Origin of the sequence: Nocardia sp. NPDC005978 (genome assembly GCF_040614455.1) — a bacterium.
Classification (GTDB): domain Bacteria; phylum Actinomycetota; class Actinomycetes; order Mycobacteriales; family Mycobacteriaceae; genus Nocardia.
Genome location: NZ_JBEXUS010000209.1, coordinates 1 through 5,703, shown reverse-complemented (window position 1 = coordinate 5,703; position 5,703 = coordinate 1). Strand labels below are relative to the sequence as shown.

7 protein-coding genes are annotated in these 5,703 nt (G+C 68.8%); 3 read left to right on the top strand and 4 right to left on the bottom strand.

Features of this window, described 5'->3' with window-relative positions; all coding sequences use genetic code 11:
- Nucleotides 1-213: 213 nt before the first annotated feature.
- From ABZ319_RS39945 to ABZ319_RS39930, 4 genes are all read right to left on the bottom strand, one after another.
- Nucleotides 214-477, bottom strand: coding sequence for a hypothetical protein (locus tag ABZ319_RS39945; RefSeq protein ID WP_354991801.1), 264 nt, complete (start codon nt 475-477; stop codon nt 214-216).
- A complete protein-coding gene (locus tag ABZ319_RS39940; RefSeq protein ID WP_354991800.1) occupies nt 474-1,286 on the bottom strand; it encodes a hypothetical protein in 813 nt (270 codons plus the stop codon). Before ABZ319_RS39940 ends, ABZ319_RS39945 begins: the two co-directional genes overlap by 4 nt.
- Entirely contained in the window at nt 1,283-2,203 is a 921-nt protein-coding gene (locus tag ABZ319_RS39935; protein ID WP_354991799.1) for a hypothetical protein, read from the bottom strand. Before ABZ319_RS39935 ends, ABZ319_RS39940 begins: the two co-directional genes overlap by 4 nt.
- Nucleotides 2,204-2,350: 147 nt before the next feature.
- Nucleotides 2,351-2,998: a TetR family transcriptional regulator gene (locus ABZ319_RS39930; RefSeq protein ID WP_354991798.1), complete on the bottom strand. Its 648-nt coding sequence runs from the start codon at nt 2,996-2,998 to the stop codon at nt 2,351-2,353.
- A 120-nt stretch (nt 2,999-3,118) separates the two neighbouring features.
- Here ABZ319_RS39930 and ABZ319_RS39925 point away from each other — a divergent pair, with 120 nt between their 5' ends.
- The 3 genes from ABZ319_RS39925 to ABZ319_RS39915 are packed head-to-tail and all read left to right on the top strand — an operon-like array spanning nt 3,119 to nt 5,516.
- Nucleotides 3,119-4,270, top strand: coding sequence for an acyl-CoA dehydrogenase family protein (locus ABZ319_RS39925; RefSeq protein ID WP_354991797.1), 1,152 nt, complete (start codon nt 3,119-3,121; stop codon nt 4,268-4,270).
- Nucleotides 4,271-4,296: 26 nt separating this feature from the next.
- Nucleotides 4,297-5,049 carry a 3-oxoacyl-ACP reductase FabG gene (gene fabG / locus ABZ319_RS39920; RefSeq protein ID WP_354991796.1) on the top strand — a complete coding sequence of 251 codons (753 nt, stop codon included), beginning with the start codon at nt 4,297-4,299 and terminating at the stop codon, nt 5,047-5,049.
- Between the two features lie 14 nt (nt 5,050-5,063).
- The gene (locus ABZ319_RS39915) at nt 5,064-5,516 is read left to right on the top strand and encodes a MaoC family dehydratase (RefSeq protein WP_354991795.1); all 453 of its coding nucleotides are present in this window, start codon (nt 5,064-5,066) and stop codon (nt 5,514-5,516) included.
- The last annotated feature ends 187 nt before the right edge of the window (nt 5,517-5,703 follow it).

Sequence of the window (5,703 nt, the reverse complement as noted above, 5' to 3'; positions counted from 1 at the left end):
TGCCCTGCCGGGCCTGCCCTGCCGGGCCTGCCCTGCCGGGCCTGCCCTGCCGGGCTCGGTCCCATCCGAGGGCGCACAGCTCCGTGCCCGAACCCGCAGGTCCGGACACGTCGAGCGGACGAGGAGACTCGCACCCCGTCGTACCGAAAAGCGCAGGCTCCGAGCCGATCACCGAGCCTGGGGTCAGCATGGCCGGCGCGTCGCGCACTGTTCTCAGTGCATCGTCGCCACGCGTCGCAGCCTTGCCATCGTTGCGGGGTCCGGGTGCTGCCGGAGCAGATAGCGGGGCGGGGACATGTCCGGGACCGGCTTCGCCTGGACTATGCCGACGATCAGATCCAGTGGGACGGCGAAGTGTTCGTCGGCCTCGGCGTCGTGCACGACCACCTGGTTCACGATCGGCATCAGCGTGTTGTCGGCGGCCACCCAGGGGGCCGAGGTGAGGCCGGTGCCGTCGGCCCGCAACGCCGCGATCACGTCGGCAACCAGCCAGTGTAGCCGCCGTCCGTGCGCAGGGCGCGCAGGCGTTCGGCTTGGGTCCGGTAGCAGTCCGCGGTGAATCGGGCCGAAGCCTCCTCTACCGCACGGAATTCGGGTGATTCGAAGCCGGGCTGATAGGGCGTGAGGCGGCCGCGGTCGCAGACGTACGGCAGCGGTGAGAGCGGGCGTTCGGCGCGCTCGTAGCGCCGCTGGATCTCCTCCCACAACCACGTCCCGCCGCCCATCAGGTTGCGGCCGAGCACCAGTTCGCCCTCGGCGGGCATGAACAACAGGGTGTTCGAGCCGAGGGCGTGGCAGACCTGCTCGTACCAGCCGTCGAGCATGGGGAAGGACCCCGCGAAATCACCGGGCTCGCCGGACAGTTCGATGAGCTCGGGCTTGCCCGTGCCCGCGGGCGGATCGTCCAGCGCGACCGCCGACGCTCCCTCCATGTTGCGGTAGGCCGCCGCGAACGCCTGCTCGGCGGTGATGCCCCAGTGTCGCAGCAGCGCCGGGACCACGTAGCTGCCCAGCAGCTCCGGGAAGACGTAGCCGTGCGCGCCGGGCAGATCCATCAGTACGTATTGATCGATGAGCGGCGACACCAGCGGGAGCGAGATGGGCGTGTAGTCACCGATATCCAGACCCAGGTCCGCGATGATGCGCCGGCGCTTGTGCACGGATTCGTCGCCGAAGCCCGAACGCCGGATCACCGGCCGCAGCAGCGGTGCGATGTCGTCGAGGTCCGGCACGGTGGTGTGGGTGAATGCCGGGTTCGTATTCTGCTGTCCCGGGGAATGATTCATAGTGCGTTCCGCCAAAGTTCCAAAAGCTCGCCGGTTTCGGCGGTCTGTGCCCGGATCGTGTCCGCCCTGAAGTCGACGTCGAAGCGCAATTCGCGCAAATCCGGGCCCCCGCCGGAGAGTGGTCCGCGGTCGCCGAGTTCCTCGTACGCGCCCGGCCGCCACCAGTACAGGCGCAACAGCAACTGGTGTTCGGACTGCGTCATGTACTGCTTGGCGATCCAGTAGACCAGGGCCGTCGTCGTGGCGATACTGAGCACCGGTCCGATCTCGTACACCACGACCACCTCGGGAGTCGGGAACGAGACCAGCGCGCCGAGCCGCGCGGTGGCCGGATTCACGTAGCGGGACAGCATGTGCGCATGGGCGCCGATGTAGCGGTGACCGGCCTCCAGCGCCAGCACCGTGACCGGCCCGTAGCTGTGCTCGAATACCCGGAAGTGGTCTTCCGCCAGCGAGTTCCGGATGGCCGCGCCGAAGACGGCGTTCGGATCCCGCCCTTTCACCTCCTGACGGTTCAGCGTCCGGATCGAGTCGGGGGTGTCGATCACCACCGTTTCCATCAGGCCCGGCGCCAGCCGTCGGGTCAGCAGGGCGTCGCCGCGCCGGACACGCAGATCACCGAGGGTGGCGACCTGGTTCATGTATTCGTCGGTGTATATCCGGATGCGCAGGTTCGAGTCGGTCGAATCGACGTTCGCGAACAGCGATACTGCCTGATCGGCGTAGCGCGTGGCGGCGGTGGGCAATCCGTGCTCGGCATGTGCGTCGATGAACCGGAACCACGGCTCGATCGGGAGGTCGGCGCGCTCGCCGTTCGGGGCGGTGATGGTGATCGCGGCCGGGTTCTCGAGGACTCCCCGATAGCCCCGAGACTCCAGCGCGTCGAGCAGCGAGTCGATATAGACGTTGTGCGCCAAGGTATTCCTAGCGATTCGGTGACGATGAAGCGAAGGGGGACCGGGTCCCGCTTCATCGGGAACCTTACGTCGGCGCGAATCTCTCTGCCACAAAAAGCAATACAAAACTGACGGGTAGCTTCGGCCGTCGCCGCCGCGGGTGTCGCGCTACGAAAGCCGTTCGGCCGTGGCCGTTTCCGGGGGATAGCGCAGGGACAGGCCGTCGACGAAAGCTGTCAGGGCCAATTCGAAGCTGTCGGCATCTATCTCGTCGGCCTTCGCGCGCAGCAGGTGGGCCTGGTCCAGGTGGGGGTAGCGGTCGCGGTAGAGGTGGGCGTCGTCCACGAAGCCGCGGGAGAACGAGCCCAGGGTCGCGCCCATCACCAGGTAGCGGGTGGCCGCGCCGATCAGGGTGGCCTCGCGCGGGGGCCAGCCGGCGGTGATCAAGCCGCCGTGGACGGCGTCGGCGGCGCGCAGATTCTCCTCGCGGGTGCCGGGGCCCGCCGCCAGGTAGGGGACGAAGTTGGGGTGGGTCGCCAGGGCCGCGCGGTACGAGCGCGCCCAGGAGACGAGGCCGTGCCGCCAGTCGCCCGCGGCGAAGGCCGAGGTGTCCACGCGGGCCATGATGCCGCGGGCGACGTCGTCCAGGAGATCGTCCTTGGTCGGGTAGTGGCCGTAGAGGGAGGCGGCCTGGACGTTGAGCTCGGCGGCCAAGCGGCGCATGGAGAGTTCGGGCAGGCCGTCCCGGTCGATCAGGGCGAGCGCGGCGGTGCGGATCCGGTCGCGGCTCAGCAGCGGGATCTTCGGTCTGGCCATGGTGAACACCTCCCGCTTCGGGCGTCGCGGCGGGTTGCGCCGGGAGTCTTGAAAAACCGAACAGCGTTAGGATAGCTTCGTGGCATTGACCTAACAACGTTCGGTTAGGAGCTTTCGCCGATGGATTTCGAGCTCGACGACGCGCAGCGGCAATTGCGCGACCTGGCCCGCGCCTGGGTGGAGAAAGAGGTCGTGCCCTACGCCGCCGCCTGGGATCGGGCGGAATCGGTGGACACCGCCATAGTCGGAAAGCTCGGGGCTATGGGGTTTCTCGGCATCGAGATCCCCGAGGAATACGGCGGGTCCGGCGGGACCGCCCTGGACTACTGCCTGCTGCTGGAGGAACTGGGCGTCGGCGACAGCTCGGTGCGCGGGATCGTCTCGGTGTCGCTGGGGCTGGTGGCCAAGACCATCAAGACCTACGGGACCGAGGCGCAGAAACGGGAGTGGTTGCCGCGCCTGTGTTCCGGCGACGCGCTGGGCTGCTTCGGGCTCACCGAACCCGGCACCGGATCCGACGCGGGCAGTCTGATCACCAAGGCCGAACGCGACGGCGACGACTGGCTGCTGACCGGCACCAAGATCTTCATCACCAACGGCACCTGGGCCGACGTCGCGATCATTTTCGCGCGCACCGGCGGACCCGGGCCCCGCGGGGTGAGCGCCTTCCTGGTGCCCACGGGCGCACCGGGATTCACGCGCACCGAGATCAAGGGGAAGCTCGGCCTGCGTGGGCAGGCCACCGCCGAACTGGTCCTGGACGGGGTCCGTGTGCCGGGCTCCGCGCGCCTGGGTGCGGAGGGGCAGGGCTTCAAGATCGCCATGGCGGCGCTGGACAAGGGCCGCATGGGCGTGGCCGCCGGCTGCGTCGGCGTCGCCCGCGGCTGCCTGGAAGCGTCGGTGAAGTACGCGACCGAACGCGAACAATTCGGTAAGCCCATCGCCTCGTACCAGCTGGTTCAGGAACTGCTGGCCGACATCGCGGTGGAGGTCGAGGCCGCGCGGCTGCTGGCCTGGCGGGTCGCCGATCTCGTGCAGCGCGGCAGGCCGTTCGGCACCGAGGCCTCGGTCGCCAAACTCTTCGCCAGCGAGGCCGCGGTCAAGGCCGCCAACAACGCCATTCAGGTATTCGGCGGATACGGATACATCGACGAGTACCCGGTCGCCAAGTATCTGCGCGACGCCCGCGTGCTGACCCTGTACGAGGGCACCAGCCAGATTCAGAAACTGCTCATCGGCCGCGCGCTGACCGGCGTCAACGCCATCGTCTGAAACCCCTCCGCGACAAGGAGATACCCATGAGTTCCAAGGTAGCGTTCGTCACCGGAGCGGCCCGCGGCATCGGCGCGGCCACCGCCGCGCGCCTGGCCGCGGACGGCTTCACCGTCGCCATCGCCGACCTCGACGAGGCCGCCTGCAAGAGCGCCGTCGACGCCATCGCCGCCGCGGGCGGCACCGCGATCGCGGTGGGCTGCAACGTCACCGACGAGGCCTCGGTCGACGCGGCCTTCGAACGCGTTGCCGCCGAACTGGGTTCGGTCGACGCGCTGGTCAACAACGCGGGCGTGCTGCGCGACAACCTGCTGTTCAAGATGTCGGTCGACGACTGGGACACCGTCATGTCGGTGCACCTGCGCGGCGCGTTCCTGTGCAGCCGGGCCGCACAGCGGTACATGGTGAAGCAGAAGTCCGGCAAGATCGTGAACACCTCCAGCGTCTCCGCGCTCGGCAGCCGCGGGCAGGCCAACTACTCCGCCGCCAAGATGGGCATCCAGGGCTTCACCCGCACGCTGGCCATCGAACTCGGGCCGTACGGCATCAATGTCAACGCCGTGGCCCCGGGCTTCATCGTCACCGACATGACCGATGCCACCGCCGCCCGCGTCGGCGTCGACCCCGAGGTCTTCCGGGCACAGGCCGCCGAGATCACCCCGCTGCGCCGGGTCGGCGAGCCCGCGGACATCGCGAACGTGGTGTCCTTCCTGGTGTCGCCGGACGCCTCCTTCGTCACCGGCCAGACCATCTACGTCGACGGCGGCCGCCGCATCTGAGAAGGGCTCGACCCATGATCGACTTCACCTCCTTCGAACTGCTGCGCGCCGCCGTCGGCACGGACATCGGTGTGAGCGACTGGATCTCCATCGACCAGGAGCGCATCGACCGCTTCGCGCAAGCCACCGGCGACCAGCAGTGGATCCACGTCGACGCCGAGCGCGCCGCCGCCGGGCCGTACGGGCGCACCATCGCGCACGGCTTCCTGACCCTCTCGCTCATCGTGCCCATGACCGCGCAGGTGATGCGGGTCAGCTCCGCGCGGATGGCTATCAACTACGGGCTGGACAAGGTCCGGTTCATCAACCCGGTGCCGGTCGGCAGTCGCATCCGCGGTCGCGTGCATCTCACGGCCGCGCACGATATTCCGGGCGGGGTGCAGATCGAGCGGACCGTCACCGTCGAGATCGAAGGGGAGAGCAAGCCCGCGTGTGTGGCGGCCGCCATCGCGCGTTTCCTGGAATGAGGGCGCGGTCGGCGGAGCGTCGGCGCGCACGCCGCGGCGTAGCCCCGCTCGTGCGGAAATCCGGCCTCCGCTGAGCCGTAGGCCGCGTTGCCGCCGGAGCGGGTATCGGCGGCGCTCTGCAAACAGCTTGCGGGGCAACGTCATCAGCTCCACCGGTGCGGTCGAAGGCCCGCTCACCGTTCGGTGA

Coding starts and splice junctions, on each gene's coding strand:
- ABZ319_RS39940 (WP_354991800.1), bottom strand. CDS start 1,286: ATGAATCATTCCCCGGGACAGCAGAATACGAACCCGGCATTCACCCAC.
- ABZ319_RS39930 (WP_354991798.1), bottom strand. CDS start 2,998: ATGGCCAGACCGAAGATCCCGCTGCTGAGCCGCGACCGGATCCGCACC.
- ABZ319_RS39925 (WP_354991797.1), top strand. CDS start 3,119: ATGGATTTCGAGCTCGACGACGCGCAGCGGCAATTGCGCGACCTGGCC.
- fabG (WP_354991796.1), top strand. CDS start 4,297: ATGAGTTCCAAGGTAGCGTTCGTCACCGGAGCGGCCCGCGGCATCGGC.
- ABZ319_RS39915 (WP_354991795.1), top strand. CDS start 5,064: ATGATCGACTTCACCTCCTTCGAACTGCTGCGCGCCGCCGTCGGCACG.